At 65.2% G+C, this 21528-nt stretch carries 20 protein-coding genes and 1 pseudogene; 4 read left to right on the forward strand and 17 right to left on the reverse strand.

Going from position 1 to position 21528, the window contains the following annotated elements; translation table 11 throughout:
* Nucleotides 1-68: 68 nt before the first annotated feature.
* The 6 genes from NG696_RS09335 to NG696_RS09360 form a co-directional block, all read right to left on the reverse strand.
* The gene (locus NG696_RS09335) at nucleotides 69-617 is read right to left on the reverse strand and encodes a carboxymuconolactone decarboxylase family protein (RefSeq protein WP_104060623.1); all 549 of its coding nucleotides are present in this window, start codon (nucleotides 615-617) and stop codon (nucleotides 69-71) included.
* A gap of 82 nt (nucleotides 618-699) precedes the next feature.
* Nucleotides 700-999: a DUF427 domain-containing protein gene (locus NG696_RS09340; RefSeq protein ID WP_252570540.1), complete on the reverse strand. Its 300-nt coding sequence runs from the start codon at nucleotides 997-999 to the stop codon at nucleotides 700-702.
* Complete coding sequence (locus NG696_RS09345; RefSeq protein ID WP_252575256.1) at nucleotides 996-1784, reverse strand: Crp/Fnr family transcriptional regulator; 789 nt, start codon at nucleotides 1782-1784, stop codon at nucleotides 996-998. Before NG696_RS09345 ends, NG696_RS09340 begins: the two co-directional genes overlap by 4 nt.
* Nucleotides 1781-2233 (reverse strand): hypothetical protein, encoded by a 453-nt coding sequence (locus tag NG696_RS09350; RefSeq protein WP_252575257.1) that lies wholly within the window; start codon nucleotides 2231-2233, stop codon nucleotides 1781-1783. The genes NG696_RS09345 and NG696_RS09350 overlap by 4 nt, the downstream gene beginning before the upstream one ends.
* Before the next feature lie 436 nt (nucleotides 2234-2669).
* Nucleotides 2670-4373 (reverse strand): dihydroxy-acid dehydratase, encoded by a 1704-nt coding sequence (ilvD, locus tag NG696_RS09355; RefSeq protein WP_069952887.1) that lies wholly within the window; start codon nucleotides 4371-4373, stop codon nucleotides 2670-2672.
* Between the two features lie 82 nt (nucleotides 4374-4455).
* Nucleotides 4456-5331, reverse strand: coding sequence for a DUF6671 family protein (locus NG696_RS09360; protein ID WP_252568372.1), 876 nt, complete (start codon nucleotides 5329-5331; stop codon nucleotides 4456-4458).
* A gap of 352 nt (nucleotides 5332-5683) precedes the next feature.
* On the opposite strand from NG696_RS09360, the gene NG696_RS09365 reads away from it, so the two are divergent.
* Both NG696_RS09365 and NG696_RS09370 read left to right on the forward strand, forming a co-directional pair.
* Complete coding sequence (locus NG696_RS09365) at nucleotides 5684-6628, forward strand: sodium-dependent bicarbonate transport family permease (protein ID WP_069952888.1); 945 nt, start codon at nucleotides 5684-5686, stop codon at nucleotides 6626-6628.
* A 5-nt stretch (nucleotides 6629-6633) separates the two neighbouring features.
* The gene (locus tag NG696_RS09370) at nucleotides 6634-6936 is read left to right on the forward strand and encodes a P-II family nitrogen regulator (protein ID WP_069952889.1); all 303 of its coding nucleotides are present in this window, start codon (nucleotides 6634-6636) and stop codon (nucleotides 6934-6936) included.
* 65 nt (nucleotides 6937-7001) lie between these two features.
* Here NG696_RS09370 and NG696_RS09375 read toward each other — a convergent pair whose 3' ends face one another.
* The 3 genes from NG696_RS09375 to NG696_RS09385 form a co-directional block, all read right to left on the reverse strand.
* Nucleotides 7002-7484: a universal stress protein gene (locus NG696_RS09375; RefSeq protein ID WP_252568373.1), complete on the reverse strand. Its 483-nt coding sequence runs from the start codon at nucleotides 7482-7484 to the stop codon at nucleotides 7002-7004.
* Complete coding sequence (locus tag NG696_RS09380; protein ID WP_252575258.1) at nucleotides 7474-7944, reverse strand: hypothetical protein; 471 nt, start codon at nucleotides 7942-7944, stop codon at nucleotides 7474-7476. Before NG696_RS09380 ends, NG696_RS09375 begins: the two co-directional genes overlap by 11 nt.
* A 130-nt stretch (nucleotides 7945-8074) precedes the next feature.
* Complete coding sequence (locus tag NG696_RS09385) at nucleotides 8075-8413, reverse strand: helix-turn-helix transcriptional regulator (protein WP_104063511.1); 339 nt, start codon at nucleotides 8411-8413, stop codon at nucleotides 8075-8077.
* Nucleotides 8414-8515: 102 nt separating this feature from the next.
* Here NG696_RS09385 and NG696_RS09390 point away from each other — a divergent pair, with 102 nt between their 5' ends.
* Nucleotides 8516-9520 carry a TerC/Alx family metal homeostasis membrane protein gene (locus tag NG696_RS09390; protein ID WP_104063510.1) on the forward strand — a complete coding sequence of 335 codons (1005 nt, stop codon included), beginning with the start codon at nucleotides 8516-8518 and terminating at the stop codon, nucleotides 9518-9520.
* Between the two features lie 114 nt (nucleotides 9521-9634).
* Nucleotides 9635-10620 (forward strand): annotated as a pseudogene (locus tag NG696_RS09395) (IS481 family transposase).
* Here NG696_RS09395 and NG696_RS09400 read toward each other — a convergent pair.
* From NG696_RS09400 to NG696_RS09435, 8 genes are all read right to left on the reverse strand, one after another.
* Nucleotides 10621-11400 carry an SDR family oxidoreductase gene (locus NG696_RS09400; RefSeq protein ID WP_252575259.1) on the reverse strand — a complete coding sequence of 260 codons (780 nt, stop codon included), beginning with the start codon at nucleotides 11398-11400 and terminating at the stop codon, nucleotides 10621-10623.
* A 27-nt stretch (nucleotides 11401-11427) separates the two neighbouring features.
* Nucleotides 11428-12171, reverse strand: coding sequence for an aspartate/glutamate racemase family protein (locus NG696_RS09405; protein WP_252575260.1), 744 nt, complete (start codon nucleotides 12169-12171; stop codon nucleotides 11428-11430).
* Nucleotides 12172-12198: 27 nt separating this feature from the next.
* Nucleotides 12199-13767, reverse strand: a complete 1569-nt coding sequence (locus tag NG696_RS09410) for an NCS1 family nucleobase:cation symporter-1 (RefSeq protein ID WP_252575261.1) — start codon at nucleotides 13765-13767, stop codon at nucleotides 12199-12201.
* Between the two features lie 197 nt (nucleotides 13768-13964).
* The gene (locus NG696_RS09415; protein ID WP_252575262.1) at nucleotides 13965-16829 is read right to left on the reverse strand and encodes a molybdopterin-dependent oxidoreductase; all 2865 of its coding nucleotides are present in this window, start codon (nucleotides 16827-16829) and stop codon (nucleotides 13965-13967) included.
* 2 nt (nucleotides 16830-16831) lie between these two features.
* The gene (locus tag NG696_RS09420; protein WP_252568379.1) at nucleotides 16832-17767 is read right to left on the reverse strand and encodes an FAD binding domain-containing protein; all 936 of its coding nucleotides are present in this window, start codon (nucleotides 17765-17767) and stop codon (nucleotides 16832-16834) included.
* Nucleotides 17758-19023 (reverse strand): XdhC family protein, encoded by a 1266-nt coding sequence (locus NG696_RS09425; RefSeq protein WP_252575263.1) that lies wholly within the window; start codon nucleotides 19021-19023, stop codon nucleotides 17758-17760. Before NG696_RS09425 ends, NG696_RS09420 begins: the two co-directional genes overlap by 10 nt.
* Nucleotides 19024-19319: 296 nt before the next feature.
* Nucleotides 19320-20846 (reverse strand): NCS2 family permease, encoded by a 1527-nt coding sequence (locus NG696_RS09430; protein ID WP_256472081.1) that lies wholly within the window; start codon nucleotides 20844-20846, stop codon nucleotides 19320-19322.
* A gap of 14 nt (nucleotides 20847-20860) precedes the next feature.
* Nucleotides 20861-21355: a nucleoside deaminase gene (locus NG696_RS09435; protein WP_252568382.1), complete on the reverse strand. Its 495-nt coding sequence runs from the start codon at nucleotides 21353-21355 to the stop codon at nucleotides 20861-20863.
* Nucleotides 21356-21528: the final 173 nt, after the last annotated feature.

Below are 21528 nucleotides of genomic sequence, written 5' to 3' on the forward strand. Positions count from 1 at the left end.
CCTGCTGGTTAAAGGTGAAACCGCAGACCGGGTGAAGGGACCGATGCTCCTTCCACCTTCCACGGGTCTCAGGCGGTGAGTTCCGGGACTGCGGGAAGGTCCAGTTCCGTGCCGGCGTAGTGGTTGAAGTAGTTGGTGAACAGGTTTGCCGCGATGTGGGCGAACGCCTCGGAGAGTTCCTCGGCGCTCCATCCGGCGTCAAGGGCGGCCTGCCAGGTCGCGTCGGAGACGTTCCCGGTCCGGGCCGCGGCTTCACGGGCGACACCGGTGATCGCTGCGAGTTTGTCGTCGAAATCCACTTCACCGGTGCGGACCGCGAGGATCTGCTCATCGTCCAGCCCTGCCCGGCGTGCCGAGAGGGTGTGGGCGGCCTGACAGTAGTCACAGCCGTTCTGGTTTCCGACGGCCAGGGCGATCGCTTCGCGGGTGCGGGCGTCGAAGCTGCCGTGTGCCGCGATGGCGGCGGAGATCCCCTCGTAGGAGGCGATCACGACCGGGGAGTCTGCCATGCCGGCGTGGATGTTCAGCAGCTTGCCCATTTTCTGCTCCAGTTTCCGGGCGATCCCTTGGGAGGCTTCAGGTGCTGTGACTAGGGTGTGGGCGGGAATGCGTGGCATGCGGGTACTCACTTATCTCTGGATTGATTGACAGGACAAAACTTTGGGCGGGGAAGAAGCCAACCGATGCGCAGGGGCACGGTCAGGGATGGTCGTCGCTGACGATGACGCCCCCGCCGGGAGCGAAGGCGACGTGGCCTTTGATCATCCGGGCCAGGGGTGTCGGCCGGGGATAGGACCAAGCGGCGTTCGGTGACCGGTGGCCCCCTGCGCGGACGTGGTGGTAGAAGGCAACACCCTTCCAGAAACAAAGGGTCCGGACCCAACTGTCTTCAAGCGCGTCCGGCACTAGGGATTCCCGGGGGAAGTAGTGGTTGCCTTCCAGATAGACTGTTTGCTCTGAGCGGGCGATCACCTGGCCGTGGAAGGCGGCGGTGATCATGAGGTGCTCCGGGCGGTTTTGTGCAGGATGTCGCGGTCCTGGATGACGATGCGCCCGCGGCCCTGGCGGATGGCTTTTTTGGCTGTGAGCTCACCCATGATCTTGCTGGTGGCCTCCCGGGAGGCGCCCAGGAGACCGGCGAGCTGTTCGTGGGTCAGGTGGATGGTCCGGGCCTGCCCGAAGCGCGGCGGCCCCGCGGCGTCACCGAGTTTGAGAAGGGTGGACGCCACCTGAGCGGCCAGCGGCCGCAGCGCCAAGTCGGTCAGGCGCTCTTCGAGGCGGGCGACCTGTTCGCCCAGGAGCCGGGAGATGCGGATGGCGATGCGGGGATCCGAGAGCAGGAACCGTTTGACTTCATCCACGCTGAGCTGGCAGATCGCCGAGTCTTCGATGGCCTCGGCGTAGTTGTCATACATCCGCTGGCCCACGAGCATCATCTCTCCGAATACCGCGCCCGGTTCCAGGATGGCCATCGTCAGGGCTTTGCCGTCCTCGGCGACCCGGAAAATGCGCACCCGGCCGGATTTGAGGATGAACAGGGCCTTGACGGGCTGGCTTTGGCTGAACAGCAGTTCCCCGCGGCGGAACAGCCGGGCCGGGGCCATGAGGTCCATGGCCTCGATCTCCTGCGCGCTCAGGTCAGCGAACAGATCAACTTCATTCAAACAACTGAAGGGGTCAGCGGGTCCTGCCATCAGCGGGTCGGCCTCTCGTTGCCGCGGGGCCCACGGTCGCAGGTCCCCGGAGACGGTGGCCGCCACATCGACCCGGCAGGTATCGGTCATGCCCGGCTCTTGAGGACGCGGACCGCCACCAGTCCCAGAATAACGCCATAGATCAGGTGGCCCATCAGGCTCATCAGCGCGGTGAGGTCAATGGCGAACAGGGGCATGCCCACCATGACCGGCATGATCATCAGCGGCCCAAGGACCCACCACGTGGGCCCGTAACCGAGCCCGACGAGGGCGCCGCGGCCATACGCGGTTAGGAACCGGTTGCCGAACAGGACCGTCAGGCCCAGCCCGATCAGTACCGAAATCATCAGATGGACGCCGAACCCGACCACGGCCGAGTTGGAGCCGACCATGGACGCGATGACGGGCAGCATGCCCATCATCGCCATGAGAATCCCGAACACGATGCCGCCGGCGATGCCCCCGGCGGCCCCGGCGAGAACGCGCCGGCCGATGCCGGTGTCGGAGGTGTGATGTGAAAGAGCTGGTGCAGAAGCCATGATGGCGACCTTCCATCGAAGAGTTCTTTGCTGACGTCTTCAACGTATGGCCGGTCCGTGCTGCCGTTCAGTAATCTGCGCTACACAGCAGATAAACATCAGGAGCCGCGCCTTCGCCCCGGCGAAGCCAAGGACCTGAATCGGGCGCAGCTGAGCCTGGTTCCACTCACCCTTCCCGCCAGACCCATCAGTCCGCTGGCACCCGAGTAGTAGTGCGTCGTCGTTCTTACAAACGAAGGATTTCAAGAACACTTTGAATCGAGAATGGCGGCGATTCCTGCGAGGGACCCGAAGGCGCCCCGTGCTGCGGGAATCCGCCAATGTCATTTTCCGAAGTGGTCTGCGCGGAATTTCAGAAGTCCTCTGCACGCGTCTCCAGCTGGGGTGATTCTCAACGTAGTCACCGTCCGTGGATCTGTAAATGGGTGCTAGTGCTTTACCCGCAGTATGCGCCGGTGGAGGCGCTGTGCACGAGTTTGGCGTACTTTGCGAGCACGCCCTTGGTGAACTTGGCCGGCAGTGGCTCCCAGCCGATCTTGCGGGACTCGAGCTCAGCTTCGTCCACCAGCAGGTCGAAGGTCCGTGCTGCGATGTCCACACGGATGCGGTCCCCGTCCTTGACGAAGGCGATGGGGCCGCCGTCGACAGCTTCAGGGGCGACGTGGCCGATGCACAGGCCCGTGGTGCCACCCGAGAAGCGCCCGTCCGTGAGAAGAAGGACGTCCTTGCCGAGGCCTGCGCCCTTGATGGCGCCGGTGATGGCGAGCATTTCGCGCATGCCGGGGCCGCCCTTGGGGCCTTCGTAGCGGATGACCACCACGTCGCCCTTGTGGATGGCGCCGTTGTCCAGCGCGTCGAGTGCGCCCTGTTCGCGCTCGAAGACGCGGGCGGTGCCTTCGAAGACGTCGGCGTCGAAGCCTGCGCTCTTGACCACAGCACCTTCGGGCGCCATGGAGCCGTGCAGGATGGTGATGCCGCCGGTTTTGTGGATGGGGTTGTCCATGGCACGGAGGATCTTGCCGTCCAGGTCCGGCGGGTTGATCGCGGCGAGGTTTTCGGCGACGGTCTTGCCGGTGACCGTGAGGCAGTCGCCGTGCAACAGGCCGGCGTCGAGCAGTGCGCGCATGATGACCGGCACGCCGCCGATCTTGTCGACGTCGGTCATGACGTAGCGGCCGAACGGCTTCAGGTCGCCCAGGTGCGGGATCCTGTCGCCGATGCGGTTGAAGTCCTCAAGCGTCAGCTCAACCTCAGCTTCGCGGGCGATGGCCAGCAGGTGCAGGACCGCGTTCGTGGAACCGCCGAAGGCCATGGTGACAGCAATGGCGTTCTCGAAGGCCTTTTTGGTCATGATGTCGCGGGCGGTGATGCCGAGGCGCAGCAGGTTGACCACGGCTTCGCCGGACTTGCGCGCAAACTGATCACGACGGCGGTCTGCCGAGGGCGGGGCGGCGGAGCCGGGGAGGGACATGCCCAGGGCCTCGCCGACGCAGGCCATGGTGTTCGCGGTGTACATGCCGCCGCACGCGCCTTCGCCGGGGCAGATGGCGCGCTCGATGCGGTCAAGGTCACCCCTGCTCATCTTGCCGGCGGCGCAGGCGCCCACGGCCTCGAAGGCGTCGATGAGGGTGACTTCCTTTTCTGAGCCGTCCTCCAGCTTGACCCAGCCCGGCATGATGGAACCGGCATAGACGAACACGCTGGCCAGGTCCAGGCGGGCGGCTGCCATGAGCATGCCCGGCAGGGACTTATCACAGCCGGCCAGGAGGACCGAGCCGTCGATGCGCTCGGCCTGCATCACGGTTTCCACGGAGTCGGCAATGACTTCGCGGGAGACCAGGGAGAAGTGCATGCCGTCATGGCCCATGGAGATGCCGTCCGAGACGGAGATGGTGCCGAACTGCATCGGGAACCCGCCGGCGGAGAAGACACCTTCCTTGGCGCTCTGGGCGAGACGGTTCAGGGAGAGGTTGCAGGGAGTGATTTCGTTCCAGGAGCTTGCCACGCCGATCTGGGGTTTGGCGAAGTCATCGTCCCCCATACCCACAGCGCGGAGCATGCCACGCGCGGGGGCCGCATGAATGCCGTCGGTAACCACCCGGCTGCGGGGCTTGAGGTCCACTAAATGTGATGGTTGCATATCTTTCCTCCGGTGTTGATTTGAAGCTACGTATCGCTCTGAACGCGTTGGGCAATGGGACGCGTCGAGGTTATGGGCAGTGTTAGGGGTTGCAGCAGTTGCAAAAACGCGGGTCGGCGCGTGGTGGGTCAGTTACGTCGCGGGTGGAGCGGTGCCCGCAGGTGAGGCATCCATGAATCTCGGCGCGGGTCTCGCTCGTTGGCTCGCCGCAGCCCGTGCACGGGAGTCCTGCCACTCGCTCCACTTTCCAGAATCCCGGGGTGTCGCAGGACGGACATCTGGAGCGAAGTTTCTGTGCGAGGTTTTCGGCCGCGAGACGGATGGTTTCCATGCGCGTCGGATTGGCATTGGCGCGCATGTCGGTCTCGAGAAAAACCTTGCCGTTGGCCGATCGGGCCAGCGCCCTCGAAAAGGCGAGCTCCAGCTCGGGCCAGGCGGCGATTCCTTTATGCATGCGGGGGTCGTGCTCGCCGTCCGGGCGAACGACCAGGTGGTGTTCGGGGAACTTCGATTCGCGGGCGAACGTTTGGGCCTCCGCCCAGTCCGCGGTCAGCAGGTGGAAGAAGTTCGTCTTGCCTTCGGCTGTTCCAACGACCTCCAGTTCGCGCTCACTGTCGATCCAGATCATGAGTTCGATGTTCCAGGGGAACATCCCCATGGCCGGATCCGGGCCAAACGAGCCCTCGTTGGCGATACCCAGCGGCAAACCCGACAATTCCATGCCCACCTGCGCCTTCTTGCGCGCAGCCTCGAGCTGTGAGCCGGCGCGGGGGACCTCGCGGGTGAAAGTACCGAGCAGATCCGTGTCGTAGCCCGTGACGTGTTCGAGCCGGCAGCCGAGCGCACGCTCGAGCACCGGGACGATCACCCGCTCCTTGCCATGCTGGGTAAGCAGAGAAATCCGTTCACCGGAATAGACGGAAGGCGGGGTTGAATTGCCGGACTCAGTGCTGATCACAACTGACCTTTCACTCCAGGGGGAACGACTGGGAACCGCAGGTTTGCGGGATGAGTGGCACATCCGGTGACGGCTGCTGCTCCTGCAATTCTCCTCACCCCATGCCGACGTTTTCACAGCACACCTGTCATGTGCACGCGATGAGGTGGAAAAGTCCCTGTGGCCGTCCCGCAACCGCAGATGTTACGTGCCAGAATACATGAAGTTTGTCTCATGAATCATATAGCGTGTATTAATGGCACTGCCGGCATACCGGTGGCGTCGAACGGATTACAGCCAAACGATGCCAGGTACGGGCCGTTGACCGCGCTCCGGTTTCACAACAGCCGGAAACGAACAAGAGAGTCACCGCATGATCGATCCCATCATCCTTTTCTTCCTGCTTGGCGCCACGGCGGGCCTGCTGCGTTCGGAGTTGCGGCTACCGGCTGCGATCTACGAGTTCGTTAGCATCGTGCTGTTGCTGGCCATCGGCCTCAAGGGCGGTATCGAACTGGCCAGGCAGCCTTTCGGCAGCCTGCTGCCGCAAATGCTGGCCGTGGTGGCGCTGGGCTTTTTCCTTTCACTGGCGGCCTTCCCCGTGCTGCGCTACCTGGGCCGCTTCAAACGCGCGGATGCAGCTTCCCTCGCCGCCCACTACGGCTCGGTGAGCGTAGGCACCTATGCCGTGGTGGTCGCCTATCTCGGCAGCCGCCAGATCGCGTTCGAAGAGCACATGCCCCTGCTTCTGGTGCTCCTGGAAGTGCCGGCCATCATTGTGGGAATTGTCCTCGCGCGGGGCCTCTCACGCGAAACCCGGTGGAGGTCGGTCGCCCACGAGGTTTTCCTGGGCAAGAGCATTGTGCTGCTACTGGGCGGGCTGCTCATCGGCTGGGCAGCCGGGCCGGACGGGCTGTCGTCGATCGAGCCGTTGTTCTTCGATCTCTTCAAGGGGATCCTGGCCCTTTTTCTTCTGGAGATGGGGCTGATCACCGCGACACAGGTAGGAAGCCTGCGCCGGTACGGGCCATTCCTGATGGCCTTTGGAATTGGCATGCCGCTCTTTTCCGCCCTGGTGGGGACCGGGCTAGGGTGGGTCCTGGGCCTCTCCATAGGCGGTACGGCCGTTCTTGCGACACTGGCGGCGAGTGCTTCGTACATCGCGGTCCCGGCGGCCATGCGCATCTCCGTACCCGAGGCCAATCCCACCCTGTCGCTGGCAGCCTCGCTGGGGATCACATTCCCGTTCAATGTACTGTTTGGTATCCCGATCTACCATGCACTGGCCGTGTGGGCACATACTTTCGCGAAAGGATGAAACCGATGCAAAGGCATACACGCAAGCTATTGACCGTCGTCACCGAAGCAGCCCTTGAGGCCACTCTCACCCGTGAGATCGACCGGCTCAATGCTCACGGATACACCATCACCGATGCCCGCGGCAAAGGCCACCGGGGCGTCCGCAGTGCCGGCTGGGAGGCGAACAGTAACATCCGCATTGAGGTGGTGTGCGACGAAGAGACGGCCAGCGCAATTTCCGCCTACCTTCAGGAGCACTATTACGAGGACTACGCCATGATTCTGTTCGTGAGTGACGTCGACGTTTTGCGCCCGGAGAAATTCTGACCCTGATCGGGCGCTCGCGCCGGACCGATGCAAAGGAGTCAATGGATGCCCCGAGTGCCGTGGCTTCAGCTCCGAGGACGCACCACCAGGACGGGGCAGGCCGCATGCCGGACGCACTGGTCACTTACGGAGCCGAGCAACATCCCGGCGAGACCGCCGTGACCGCGCGATCCGACAACCAGCATGCGGGCGTTTCGTGAGATGTCAATGAGGCTCTTGGCTGCGCTGGAGTGAACGGCTCTGTAGCTAATGGGGACCATGGGGTATTTGTCGAGGGTGATGCGTGCATCCTGCACGAGCTCCTCATATACGGCCGCTGCGTACTCATCAAACGACGACACGTACCCGAACTCCCAATCGGGCGGCCGCGGGGCAGTGGAGAGAGACCAGGCCCGCACGAGGACGATGACGACAGCGACCTGCAGCTCGTCCGCGAGCCCAAGAGCCGTGGCCAATGCATAATCTGCACCGTCAGATCCATCGTGCCCTACGACGATGCTGTTGCCCGGTGCCGGATTCAGTCCATCAACCGACTTTTCATGGCTCACTGATGGTTCTCCATGCTGTCGGAGGTCGCAACAACGCCGGTTGCCGGCAGGCGATGGCCCCGCGGCCGAGGGCCAGGCGATTCACTGCTGAGGCAATGCGACGGGTCCGCCCGGACTCAGAGCCGCCGCCCCGGTAGGTCATCAGGACAGTTTCAAATGTGACTCCGGTGTGGTCCAGGGCCTGGTGCGCGAGGCGCTCCAATCGGAGCACCTCCTGTTGCCTGCGTGCGATGACGGACCGGACCAGGGCGGCGTCGGTTGTGAAGCCCAAACGGGGCCGGGCGAGAGCGATCAGCAGGCGGGCACCGGCGCTGCGCGCCTGTGCGGCCGCCGCGACCAGAATGTCTGCGGCGTCGGACTCGGCCACGACGACGAGATGCACCGGCCCTGCGGAATCCGCAGTGGTGGCGGGAACACCGGCTGGAGGTGGCGGTCTGACATGTGCCTCTCGATTATTCAAGAGCGAGCTCCTTCCAGACCGACTCAGCTCGGCCGTGCCGAAGACACTCCGGCCGGCCATCCCGCCACCTGATGCAGGTAGCGTATGATTCAACTACTGAACTCAGATTAGCGAACTGTAGTTCATGTGTCTAGGGTTGGGAGGTGGATTCCGGGACGAGGACCGCGAGGAGTTCGTCCAGTTCGTGGCCGGCATCGAGGGGATGGCGGAGAGGACGACCGGTGGCGACGGTGTAGCTGTTGCGCCGTCCGGCACGGGTTCTGGTGATATAGCCGGCCTCCACAAGGTCAGCAGTTATCTTTTGCGCAGCACGCTCCGTAACGCCCACCCGGGTGGCGACGTCGCGCATCCGGATCTGCGGATCGCGGGCGATAGTGAGCAGGACGTGGGCATGGTTGGTGAGGAACGTCCACTGCGTCTCGGCGGCGGCCCCGGCGGGTGTCCCTGAGTCAAAATCCTTGGTTGCCATTTCAAGGACAATAGTCCATCGGACCCGCAGGCGCCCGGTCGGCGGCCGGGAGCGCAGGGAAAGCAATCAGCCAGTTTCAGTTGATGACAAGAAAGGCCACCAATGCTCGAAGTCAGTGTACTTCGCTGGACTATCACCATCGGACTTATTCTCGGGCTGCTCGCCCTGGATCTTGGACTGGCTGCCGCACGGCCGCACGTCGTGAAGTTCCGCGAGGCCGCAATTTCATCGATTCTCTATATTGCCGTGGCCATTGCCTTCGGACTGGTCTTCGCAATGCAGGTGGGCTGGGACTTCGGCGCAGAATACTTCGCGGGTTATATCGTCGAGAAAAGCCTCTCCATCGATAACCTCTTCGTCTTCGTGATCATCATGTCGACCTTCGCCGTCCCCGAGAAGTACCAGCAGAAAGTCCTGATTTTCGGCATAGCACTGGCCCTGGTCCTGCGGGCGATCTTCATCGCCCTGGGCGCAGCACTGCTCCAGCTGTTCTCCTTCATGTTCCTGATCTTCGGCCTGATCCTGATTGTGACGGCTGTGCAGCTTTACCGGCACCGCAACGCCGACCCGGATGTCCATGACAACGTGCTGGTCCGTGTGGCCCGCCGCGCGCTGACCGTCACAAAGGACTACGAGGGCGGGCGGATGTTCACGCGCAGCGCCGGCCGTAGGGCAGTGACGCCCCTGTTTATTGTGCTGCTCGCAATCGGCAGCACCGACCTGCTGTTCGCGCTCGACTCAATCCCGGCTATTTTCGGTATTACCGCCGAACCGTATATTGTCTTCACCGCCAATGCCTTCGCCCTGCTAGGGCTGCGGGCCCTGTTCTTCCTCGTTAAGGGGCTTCTGGACCGCCTGGTCTACCTCTCCACAGGTCTGGCGCTTATTCTGGCATTCATCGGCGTGAAACTTGTTCTGCACTGGGGGCACGGCATCGATGGCCGCGTGCCGGAGATCAGCACCAACATCAGCCTCATCGTCATCGCAGTCATCCTGACAGTGACCACAGTCGCAAGCCTGATCAAGGTCCGCAGGGACCCCACCGCACGCGCCCACTCCGGCTCGCTGACAGCGGCGGACCCGTCCGATTCAGACCGGACCGGCTGACCAGGCACATGAACTTGTTGGTCATCGGCGGAACAGTTTAGCGGCCGGCTGACACTACGTGCCCTGCTCGAGCAGCCGAATCCGGCTGGCCCCTTTCCGTCTCCGAGGGAATTCATGACCCACCCAAACGCTGCCCTCACACCGCGCCACCGGCTAAAGGTCGCCCGCCTCGTCGTCGATGACGGTTGGCCGATCAGCGAAGTTGCCGCCCGATTCCAGGTCTCGTGGCCCACGGTCAAGAGATGGGTCGAGCGGTACCGAGTAGGCCAGTCGATGCAGGACCGATCCTCGCGGCCACACCACTCGCCGAACAAAACCAGCGCGAAGACCAGTCGTCGATGCATCACCCTTCGTTTGCGTCTCCCCGAGGGGCCCGTTCAGTTGGCTTTCCGTTTGGGATTGCCCCGTCGACGGTTCACCGCATCCTCACCTCGGTTCACCTGAACCACCTGTCGCATGTCGACCGTGCTACCGGTGAACCGATCCGTCGATACGAGCATGACCACCCCGGCTCCATGATCCATGTAGATGTGAAAAAGCTCGGCAACATCCCCGACGGCGGAGGCTGGCGCTACGTTGGCCGCCGACAAGGCGAGAAGAACCGCGCCAAGACACCCGGCAAGCCGCGCAACAAACACAGTGACCCACTTCTGGGCTACGCCTACGTCCACACCGTCATCGACGACCATTCCCGCGTCGCCTACGCCGAAATCCATGATGACGAAACCGCCCAAACTGCCACAGCGGTGCTCGTTCGCGCTGTCGAGTGGTTCAACCAGCGGGGCATCACCGTCGAGCGCGTTCTGTCTGACAACGGTGGCGCCTACCGCTCACACGTGTGGCGGGACACCTGCGCCGAACTTGAAATCAAGCACAAGCGCACCCGCCCGTATCGCCCACAGACGAACGGCAAGATCGAGCGCTTCCACCGCACACTGGCCGACGGCTGGGCCTACGCCCGCTGCTATACCTCCAAGGCTGAGCGTCGTGGGGAGCTACATGGCTGGCTGCACTACTACAACCCTCACCGACCCCACACCGCATGCGGCAGCCAGCCGCCCTTCTCACGATTGATCAACGTGTCCGGTCAGTACATCTAGCTACCCCCGGCCGATGAACGGCATCCCTGCGGCCGTGATCACCACCGAGCCCACACTGGCCGACGGCGGCATGCCTGCCATCAGGAGCACGGCACGCGCGGCGTCCTGCACCGGGAACGTGGGCTCCACCCTGCGGCTGCCGTCAGCCTGCAGGGCGCCGGAGTCCACGCCGATGGTGCCCATAATGTCCGTGGCCGTGTTGCCGATGTCGATCTGGCCGCAGGTGATGCCGAAGTCCCTGCCGTCCAGCTCGATGCTCTTGGTCAGACCCGTCATGGCGTGCTTGGTGACCGTATAGGCCACCGTCCGGGGCCGCGGCGAATGCGCTGCAATGGACCCGTTGTTGATGATGCGGCCACCCTGCGGCTCCTGGGATTTCATGGCCCGTACGGCAGTGGCGGCGCAGAGCATGGAGCCGGTCAGGTTCACCGCCACCACCGCGTCCCAGTCGGCCGCGCTGATTTCATCCACCGACGCGGCCGGGCCGAACACGCCCGCGTTGTTGAACAGGACGTCAACTCTCCCCCACTTTCCGAGAGCCGCAGCGAAAAGGCGCTCGACGTCGTCGGGCATTGTCACGTCGCAGGGCACCGTCAGCGCCTGGCGGTGGCCGGCCGCGGACTCCAGCAGCGGAGCCTCACGGCGGCCGGCCAACACCACGCGGTACCCGTCGGCCAGCATGAGCCGCGCCACCGCCCTGCCAATCCCGGAGCCTGCACCGGTCACGACGGCGACCGGCGCCGGCCGGTGGGGTTGTACGGGCCGGTGGGTTGCAGTCATGGGGTCGCTCCTTGTTTTGATGGCGGGCTAAGGTGCAGCGGGCACTTCCGCTGCCGTTATGGGCCAGCCTATGACTGTCTTGGGCCGCGGGGTGGCGTAGGTCCGGACCTTTGAGGTGCTCAGCCGAAGCCGGACCAGCGATTCAGCGATGGTGACGGCAGCCGCCACGCCGTCCACCACGGGGACTCCGGCACGCTTCCGGATTTCCTCGTCCAGACCGGCCATGCCGCCGCAGCCCAGGACAATAACTTCCGCCTTGTCCTCGCGGACAGCCAGCAGCGCCTGTTCGATGATGGCTTCCACCGCGCGCTCCGGCTCCTCCTCCAGTTCAAGGACGGCCATGCCGCTGGCCCGGACCGAGGCGCACCGGGCGTCGAGGCCGGCCAGCTTCAGCCGGTCCTCGATCAGCGGCACGGCCCGGTCCAGGGTGGTGATCACGGAGTACTTGTGGCCCAGGAACATCGCGGTGCTCGCGGCCGCCTCGGTGATGTCCACCACCGGAACGTCCAGGAGCTCCTGGAGCCCTTCGCGGCCGTGCTCGCCGTAGCCGGCCTGGATGACGGCGTCGTACGGTTCCGGGTAGTTGACCACGGCGTCCATCACGGCGATGGCCGCGAGGTAGCTTTCGAAGTTCCCCTCGCAGGAATCGGCACCGAAGCGGGGCGTGATTCCAATGATTTCCGTTCCGGGTGCCGCCACACTACGGGCCGAGGCGGCGATGGAGTCGGTCATGGACTGTGTGGTGTTGACGTTGGCCACAAGGATGCGCATGGTGCTTTCCCCTTTCGGGACAGTTGGTTAGTGGGTGCTGACGATGGCGATGGGCTCGCCGTCGACGTCGTCGAACTGCTGCGTGCGATCCGCAATCAGGTAGTACACCACTGCCGCGATGCCTGCTGCGAAGAACCAGGAGAACGGGGCGGCTCCCTCGAAGGCCGGGACAAAAGCGATCACGAGGGCGACGGTGGCAGCCGGTATCAGTGCCATGATCGCTTTGGGGTTGTAACCCTTTTTGTAGTAGTAGGCTCCCGTGGGTGACTCGATGTAGAGCTCCGGCACGTTGACCTTGCCGCGGCGAAGCAGCCAGTAGTCTGCCATGACCACGCCGAACAGCGGCCCCAGCAGCGCGCCCAGTCCGCCGAGGAAGTACACAATGACCAGGGGGTTGTTGTAGAGGTTCCATGGAAGGATGATGAGGCCGATCGTACCGCTGACCCAGGCCGCCTTGCGGAAGTTCAGGTGCTTGGGGAACAGGTTCGTCAGTGCATAGACGGGGGCCACGAAGTTGGCCATCAGGTTCACGGCGATGGTCAGGATCAGCAGGGCCAGGCAGGCCAGGACAAGGAAGAGCGTGTTCGGGATGGTCTGGACGATGTCCGAGGGGCTCTCGATGATCTTGCCGCTGATTTTGAACTGGCCGCCTGCCATGACGACCACGATGGCACCGAAGACGAGCATGTTGATGGGGATGCCCCAGAAGTTTCCGCGGACCACGGCCTTTTTGGAGACCGCCGAGCGGGTGAAGTCGCAGAAGTTCAGGACGAAGGTTCCGTAGATGGAGACCCACAGTGCGCCGCCGGCAAAGATGGTGCGCCACATGTCGGCGCCTTCGAGCGCATTGTCCGGTGCCCAGGCGATGGAGCCGCCGGCTTCCGCGAAGATCCAGATGGCGATGGCAGCCATGGTCACCAGGATGATGGGCCCGGCGAAGGCCTCATACTTGCGGATCATTTCCATGCCGAAACTGACGATGACCAGCTGGACGATCCACAGTGCAACGAAGGCAATCCAGCCGAGTGTGGACAGGCCCATGATGGAGTTGCCATCCAGCTCCTTGAGGGAGGGCACCATGGCCACGAGCATTACGCGGAGGACCACCGAGGCCAGGTACGTCTGGATCCCAAACCAGGCGATGGCGACGGCGCCGCGGAGCAGGCTGGAGATCTGGGCACCGCGGATACCGAAGCTGATCCGGCTCATGACAGGGAACGGTACACCGGTCTTGACCCCCATGAAGCCGGAGAAGTTGAGCAGGGCAAAGAGCAGTACGGCTCCGATGCCCAAGGCAAGGAGGATCTGCCAGCCTCCAAGCCCAAGGGCGAAGAGGCCGATGGCGAAGGCATAGTTGCCGAGGCTGTGGACGTCGTTGGCCCAGAGCGTGAAGATGCTATAGCCGGTCCACCGGCGGCCTTCACGCTTGGTGGGGGCAAGGTCTACGTTGTACAAGGTGGGGCTGATGGCCTGGCCTGAGACGGCGGTGGCTGAATCACAAAGCGCGTCGACACCCATAGAGGGGTGGGCCGCTTTGCCCAAGTCAACTGCTGTCTCGGGTTCCGAGTCGACGTCGGTCAACGGTGGTTTTTGCATCGTTATCTCACTTCTTGAAGAGGTCGTCCATGCATTCCGCAGTGGGATTCGCGCCGGAAACTACCGGCAGGAGCGTCATTGCAATTTCCATAATGCGGAAGATGGGTATCGAGTAGTGAAATAACGGTATGACCTAGGTCACGCATCAGTCAAGGGGTCGCCGAATCACGCCCGGTCACAAACGGTCAGCAATGGTGTCAGCGGGACCGAACTGGACCTCCTTCCTTCAAACCCATATAGATCTTGTCTCGGCCGATCGGCAGCTCCGCGAACCGGACCCCCGTGGCGTTCCGGATCGCATTGGCCAGGGCCGGGGCCACCGGGTTGAACGGGCTTTCGCTCATGGACTTCGCCCCGAGCGGGCCCACCTGGTCGTTGGTGGAGGCGAAGTAGACCTCGCTGCGCGGCACGTCCGCGAAGGACGGGATGTGGTACTGCCGCAGGATGTCCGTGGTGACCCGGCCGGCGTCGTCCACCCGGACCTCCTCATACAGTGCAGCGCCCAGCGCCTGCGCGATGCCTCCCTCGATCTGGCCGCGGCACTGCCGCGGGTTGACCACCACGCCGGCGTCGGCTGCCTGCACGCTCTGCAGGATCCGTAGCTCCCCCGTGCCGGTGTTGACCGCCACCCGGAACCCGTGGACGTTGAACGCGACCGATCGCGGGGTCCCGTCCCAGTTGCCCTCGACGGCGAGCTGCACGCCCTGGTGCCGCGCGGCGTCGTGGATGTCTGCGAGCGGAACCCGCCGTCCGGCACAGTCCACGCCGCCGTCGTCGAGCACGCACTCGGTCTCCGGAACACCGGTAAGCGCCGCGGCGACGGTGACGATCCGTGAGGCCAGCTCGGTAGCCGCCATCAGGGTGGCCTTGCCGGCCACCACCGTCCCGGCCGAACCGAACGCACCGGTGTCGTGCTCCACCAGGTCGGTATCGGACTGCCGCACGGCCACCTTGCCCGCTGTGGTGGCGAGCGCCGTCGCGGCCAGCTGCGCGTGCACCGTGGTGGTGCCGTTGCCGAATTCGGCGGTCCCGACGTCGGCCGCGAACGTGCCGTCCGGGAGCAGGCTCACGCGGGTGTGGGCGAAGTGGCCGCGGGGCGGGACGGTGTCGATCATGGACAGCGCGGAACCTTCGCCGGTGACCCAGTCCGGACCGAGGTCGTCGAGGCCGGCGTCGCGGTAGCGCTGTTTGCCGCGGTCCAGGGCATCACGCACCAGGGAGATGCACTGGTCCAGGCCGTAGCTGCCGTAGTGGACGTCCTCCTCGGGCTCGGGGTTGGTGGAGAGCATGTCATCGCCTTCGCGCACCATGTTCCGGCGCCGGAATTCCAGGGGATCCATGCCGATGCCAACAGCCAGCTCATCGATGGCCGACTCAATCGCGAAGATCACCTGGCTGAGCCCGTAGCCGCGGAAGGCCCCGGCCGGCACGGTGTCGGTGTAGACGGCATGCGCGTCCACTTTCTTGTTGGCGCACTTGTACACGGCCAGCGATTCGCCGCAGCCGTGGAACATCACGCCGGGGGCGTGGTTGCCGTAGGCGCCGGTGTTGGTGACCACGTCCAGCTGCAGGGCGGTGAGGAGCCCGTCCTTGCTGGCGCCCGCCTTGAGTTTGATGGTGAAGGGGTGCCGAGTGGTGGTAGCGGTGAACTGCTCCGTGCGCGTGAACTCCACCTGCACGGGCCGGCGCAGCGTGAGCGTTGCGAGGGCAACGAGGTCCTCGGTGAGCACTTCCTGCTTGCCGCCGAAGCCGCCGCCCACGCGGCCGGCCAACACGCGGATCCGGTCCTCCGACAGATCGAACACGCGGCCCAGCGTGCGCCTGACCAGGAACGGGACCTGGCTGGAGGTCCGGACGACCAGGCGGTCTTCGTCGTCGAGCCAGGCGATGGAGGAGTGCGTTTCCAGGGCGACGTGCTGCACGCGCTGCGTCCGGTAGGTGTGCTCGTGGACGAAGTCGGCAGCGGCGAAACCGTCCGCCACGCTGCCCAGTTCCGAGTGCAGCTCGGCCACCACGTTCTGCCGCGGGCGCGAGATCCTGGCCTTCACCGCGTCCTTGTCCCCGTGCAGGGCCGGAGCGCCGGGAAGCATGGCGTCCTGCGGGCTGAAGACGGTGTCCAGCACCTCGTATTCCACGTGCAGGGCGCGGGCCCCGGCCTCGGCTGCACCCACCGATTCGGCCACGACGGCGGCCACGCGCTGGCCGATGAACCGCACCACGTCATCGAGGACGCGGGTGTCGTCGGGATCGTCCGTGTAGAGCTCGTGCTGGGCGGTGGAGAAGTGCTGCGCCGGGGCGTCCTCGTGGGTGAAGACCGCGACGACGCCGGGCACCTGGAGCGCGGCCGTCCGGTCGATGGAGACAATCCGGGCGTGCGCGTGGGGTGAGCGCAGCAGCTTCAGGTGCAGCAGGCCTTCTAGCTCGTCGGCGGGGACATCGAGTGTGTAGCGGGCGGTGCCGGTGACGACGGCGAGGCCCGCCGGGGCGGGCACGTTGTCGCCGAGCTGCCCCGCCCGGGCTGCCGTGGTGCCGGCGGCGGTGGTTCCGGCGGCGGTGGTTCCGGCGGCGGTGGTTCCGGCCGCGGAAGCCGGACGGGCCGCGCCAGCTGCCGCGCCGCCGTCGTGATTGTGCTTGTCGCGGGTCCCGCACACTGCGTCCGCGATGGAACGGTAGCCGGTGCAGCGGCAGAGGTTGCCTTTGAGGCTGCGGGGCAGGTTGGACTTCTGTTCGTCGTCGAAGGTGGCTGCGGTCATCATCATGCCGGCGGTGCAGAAGCCGCATTGGAAGCCCTGTTCGGCCAGGAACTGCTCCTGCACGGGGTGCAGTGCACCGCCCTGGGCGAGGCCTTCGATGGTGGTGACGGCCTTGCCGTCGGCGCGGACGGCCGGGTAGATGCAGCTGTGTACGGGGGTGCCATTCACGTGGACGGTGCAGGCACCGCAGTCGCCGCCGTCGCAGCCCTTTTTGACCCCGAAGGTGCCCTGTTCGCGCAGGAACGTGCGCAGGCACTGGCCGGGGCGGGGTGTGGCCGGGGTGGCGGTGCCGTTGATTTCGATTGCCATGCTCAGGCCTCCTTCTGCTGCTTGTTCTGTGTTGTTTCGGGTTGCGCGCTTGGCTGCGGCGACAAGGCGTGCGGCTGGCCGGTCCAGAAATCTCCCGACACGGTGAGCCGTTCTTCCAGCAGTTCCGCACGGATCTCCTCGGCGAGCCGGAGGGTCATGTCCCGGCGCCATTCGGGCAGCCCGTGGATGTCATCGTGGTACAGCTCCGCCGGGATGGCCTTCCCGACGGCGGCCGCCAGGGCCGCGGGGCCGGCCATCTTGGCGGCGGCGAACCGCAGCTGCACGGGGCGTTTGGTCGCGGCGGTGACGGTGATGACCAGGCCGCCGTCGGCGTCGCGCCGTCCGATCAGCAGCACCCCGGAACGGCCGAGGTTGCTGAGCGAAAGCCGCCGGAAGGCCACTTTCGAGGACAGGGCCGACGCCGGCAGGTGGATGCTGCGCAGGAGCTCCCCGGGTGCCAGGCTGTTTTGCCCGTCCCCGGTGATGAACGTGGCCACCGGGACCGTGCGGCTGCTGCCGCCGGGGCCGAGGATGGTGGCGGTGGCGTCCAGCCCGGCGCAGAGCGAGATCATGGGCCCGGCCGGCAGCGAGGTGCACAGGTTGCCGCCCACCGTGGACATGTTCCAGATCTTGAAGGATGCCACGAAGGAGTCGCAGCACGGCCGGAACAAGTCCAGGCCCGGCCACTTCCTGCCGGCGACGGCCTCCGAATCCGGCAGTGCGTAGAGCTCCGCGACGGTGCATGTCGCGGCCAGCTCGATCCCGGCGTCGCTCACGGTTACGGCCGGCCAACCCGCTTCGCCCAGGTCCAGCAGCCGCTTCAAAACAGTACTCCCGTAGGAGAACAGGACCGTGCCACCGGCCAGCCAGGCATCGCCGTCGCGCCAGTCGGCGGGGTCCGTCGTGGGGACGACGGCCTCGATGGTGTTCATGTCCATGGGTTCTCCTGGCGGGCTTCGTGCGTGCGGGGTGTCGATGTGGGGTGGATGGGGCCGCTGCCGTCCTTGAGCGAGGATGCCTTGAGCGGCGCCGGCGTGGTGCTGCCTCGTCCGGCCCGGCCACGGGAGGCGATGATCTCGGCCGTAATGGACACCGCGACCTCGGCAGGCGTGACAGCCCCAAGGTCGAGTCCGATGGGCGAATGCAGCCGCTCCAGTGCCTCGGCCGGCGTGCCGTACGCGAGCAGCGCGTCGATGCGCTGGCGGTGGCTTCGCCGCGAACCCATTGCGCCCACATAGGCGAGGCCCAGGCCGAGCGCGGTTTCCAGCAGCGGGATGTCGAACTTGGGGTCGTGGGTCAGCACGCACACCACGGTGCGGCCGTCCACCCGGCCTGCGGCTGCTTCTGCGGCAAGGTAGCGGTGCGGCCAGTCCGTGACCACCTGGTTGGCGGCGAGGAAGCGGCTTTGCCGGGAGAACGCGGGGCGGGCGTCGCAGAGCGTGACGTCGTAGCCGAGGAGCTTCCCGGCCGGGAGCAGCGCGGCGCCGAAGTCGTTGGCGCCGAAAATGAGCATACGCGCGGCGGGGAGCCGGCTTTCCACAAACAGCGTGATGGGTTCGGGCTGTGTCGCCTCCGAGCCGCCGGTGCAGCCGGCGGGAGGTGCAAGCCGGATAAGGCCCGCGCGGCCGCCTTGGAGCAGTGGTTCGAGTTGGGCTGCCGCCGCAAAAACAGTAGCGGGATGGTCGCCCACCAGCATTGCGAGTTCCGGCGACTCCATGGCGCGGAACCTCACAGGATCGTCGACGACCACCACGCCTCCGCCGGCATCGAGCCTGCGGATCAGTGCCAGGGCGGCAAGCCCCCGGGCTGCGGGGCCTTCGGCCACGTTGCGGCCAGCGTCACCAAAACCGCGCAATACAGATAGTTCAGGGGAGCCAACACCGAGCGGCTGGATGTGTACTTCCAGTTCTCCTCCACAGGAGAGTCCGACGGCGAACGCGTCCTCGGCACTGTAGCCGAACGACTCAAGGCGGATGCCGCCGTCGCGCATGGCCTCAAGGGCGGCGTCCACCACGGCGCCCTCCACGCAGCCGCCGGAGAGACTGCCGAGGACGTCCCCGTGTTCCGACACAAGCATGGAGGTGCCGAGCGGCCGGGGCACGGAGCCTCCCGCGGCCACGATGGTGGCGACGGCGCAACGCTGGCCGGAGACCGCGGGCCGCCAGCCTCCCAGTGAAGGTATTAGGTCCAGCATGGCAACACGTCCTTTACCACTGAGGTTCCGGACGGGAAGCCTGTCCGGAACAGTGCGCGGTCTTGCCTCATAATCTCATTCCTTGCTGGTGTAGAGGGAAAGTCAGGGGAGTTGTTTGAGGGGACCGGGGCGGGGCCTCTAATCCCACCCCGGTCCGTGACGGAGCAGCCGCACTCCACCGCCGCCCGCCGTCGTGGGTTCCGGTGCTGCGGACCACGGCGGCGGACGCCTACTCGATGCGGTGGGTGCGGATGGACCGCGTTTGAGGCGCCCGAATGGGCGGTTACGCCGGGGGCCTACGCGCCCAGCAGGGCGTTGATCGGCCCGCGGGCGAAGTAGATGATGAAGCCCGCGGTGACCACCCACATGAGCGGATGGACCTTCCTGACCCGGCCGGACGCCGCACTGATGACCGCGAAGGAGATGAATCCGACGCCGATGCCGTTGGCGATCGAGTAGGTCAGCGGCATGGTGATGATGGTCAGGAAGGCCGGCAGTGCGATCGAGAACTTGCTGAACTTGATCTCGCGGATCTGTGCCATCATCATGGCGCCCACTACCACCAGGGCGGCAGCCGCCACTTCGAGCGGCACCACCGAGGTCAGCGGCGTAAAGAACATCGAGCCCAGGAACAGCACACCGGTGACCACGGAGGCCAGGCCAGTACGGGCACCTTCGCCGATTCCCGCGGCGGAATCGATGTAAACGGTGTTCGAAGACCCGGACGTCGCGCCACCGGCCACTGCGCCGAGGCCTTCGACGATGAAGGCCGACTTCAGCTTGGGGAAGGTGCCGTCCTTGTGTGCCACGCCAGCGCTCTTGGCGAGGCCGGTCATGGTGCCCATGGCGTCGAAGAAGTTGGTGAACACCAGGGTGAAGACCAGCATGGTGGCCGCCAGGCCGCCGATCCTTGAGAACGAGCCGAAGAGGTCGAACTGCCCCACCAGGCTGAGATCCGGGACGGAGACCAGCTGGCCAGCGAGCACGGGCACGTTGAGGTGCCAGCCACCGGGGTTGTCGGCGCTGCCGGCCCCGATGTTCATAACGGCCTCGACGACGGCGGCGAGGACGGTGGTGGCGACGATGCCGATCAGGAGGCCGCCCTGGATCTTGCGGGCCACGAGGATGCCCATGACCAGCAGCCCGACGATGAAGACGAGGGTGGGGATGGAGGTGATGGAGCCGTCATTGCCGAGCTGGACCGGTGGGCCGCCTTTGGTTGGGCGGACGAAACCGGAGTCGACGAAGCCGATGAAGGCGATGAACAGGCCGATGCCAACGGTGATGGCGGCCTTGAGTTCCTTGGGGACTGCCTTGAAGATCGCCGTCCGGGCACCCGTGGCGCCGAAGAGGACAATCAGGATGCCGTTGATGACAACCAGGCCCATGGCTTCGGGCCAGGTGACGTCCTGGATGACGGCCACGGCCAGGAACGAGTTGATGCCCAGGCCCGCCGCGAGCCCGAACGGCAGGTTGGCGACGAGGCCGAACACAATGGTCATGACGCCGGCGGTGAGTCCGGTGACGGCGCCCACCTGTGCTGCCGGGAGCCAGCCGCCGGCGACGTCGGTGGGGGCGTTCTCGGCCGAGAAACCGCCCAGGATCAGCGGGTTGAGGATCACGATGTAGGCCATCGTGAAGAACGTGACAATGCCGCCGCGGAATTCGCGGGCCAGCGTGGAGCCACGCTTGGTGATCTGGAAGAAACCATCCAGAAGGGATTTCGACGCCGGGGGCCGGGGTGCCGCTGTGTGCCCTGCGCCTGCGGGCGCAGCCTGCTCTTCAGCTGCCGGTCGCATTTCTGCGGGGTCCAGGATTGTCATGTCAGCCACCGGCCCTAGTAGTCAATCCTGGAATCGAGCGTGTTCCAGGTGTTGAACGGTTCCAGGATGGCGGGGGCCTGGGGGTCGCCCAGTTCCAGCTTGGCGACGGGCATCAGTACATCCCGGTCCTCGTTCTCGAAGTACTCGTAGAAGACCGCGTCGTCGAAGCCCACGGAGGCGGCGTCGTGCCGGTCTGCGGCGAAGACCACGTTGCCGATCCGGGCCCAGAGGGCCGAGGCCAGGCACATGGGGCAGGGCTCGCAGCTCGTGTAGAGGGTGGCTCCGCTGAGATCGAAGGTGCCGAGTTCGCGGCAGGCATTGCGGATGGCGGTGACCTCGGCGTGGGCCGTGGGGTCGTTTGTGGCGGTGACCCGGTTGACGCCTTCGAAGGCGTGGCCATCTGCGGTGACAACGACGGCGCCGAACGGGCCGCCGCTGTTCAGGACGTTGGCTGTTGCCAGGTTTATGGATGCGGCCAGGAAATGTTCGGCCGTGACGGTTGTGCTCATTTTGCGACTTCCTTAGTGGCAAGGAAGCCCAGTAACCCTGAGACGGGGACGCGCCAGTGATATGGCTACCAGGCTTCAGCATGTGCTTTTGAAGGTTCGCCTGGTAGATAGCTTCCCGGAGTCCGGGTGCCCGCCTTTGGCAAGATCGAGATTAGCACCGGACCTGTGATCAG

It is taken from the genome of Pseudarthrobacter cellobiosi, assembly GCF_023913755.1.
GTDB classification, from domain to species: Bacteria; Actinomycetota; Actinomycetes; order Actinomycetales; family Micrococcaceae; genus Arthrobacter; species Arthrobacter cellobiosi.